The sequence below is a fragment of the Staphylococcus sp. EG-SA-2 genome (genome assembly GCF_017152085.1).
Window position 1 is genome coordinate 1 of the sequence record NZ_JACYHC010001267.1, and the last position, 616, is coordinate 616.

General features: G+C 32.8%; 1 protein-coding gene. It reads right to left on the reverse strand.

All coding sequences use genetic code 11. The features are described from left to right. A partial coding sequence (locus IDG60_RS28275; RefSeq protein ID WP_206161125.1) for a PTS sugar transporter subunit IIA occupies window positions 1–616 on the reverse strand: 616 nt, incomplete at both ends.

Here is a 616-nt window from a genome sequence, read left to right on the forward strand (position 1 = left end):
AGATTCTAATTTCAAACTTAAAAATTCGGACAAGTCACTTACCAGTGATGCCATAAAATCATTGTCAGGAATAAACATGGAAATCATATATTTAATTGTTTGATTGTCATTTTGAATACTAGGCAATGTTAACGGTTCTTCTAAAACTGTGATTAGAATCATAGGGTGTTTAATCATATTGTCTCTTAGGTGTGGTATTGCAACAGGATATGGACTTAATATCCATCCTGGATTGTCAATCAATCGTTGCTCTAGTAGTTCAGCGAATGACGTTGGATCGTTTATTACATCGCATTGATATAGATAATCTGCGATATATGTTTGCCACTGTTTAACTTCGGTACTAACTATTTTCACTGAATCAAGCAAAGTTAAACCCGAACGCATATGATGCAATAATTGTTCTGATTTTTCGTCACTTAAATGTTTTTCGAAAACTGAAGTTAAGTATGAAGTTTGTTCATTTTCAAAAGATGTGTTGCCATCAACATCTTTCGTTTCAACATGAACATCATCCTTATCAATCATGTTTGATGATTTATCATGCGTCTCTTGGAACGTAGACTTTGTATTTAAAAACTGTGCGACATAACTGATATCACTATCTGGTAATAAT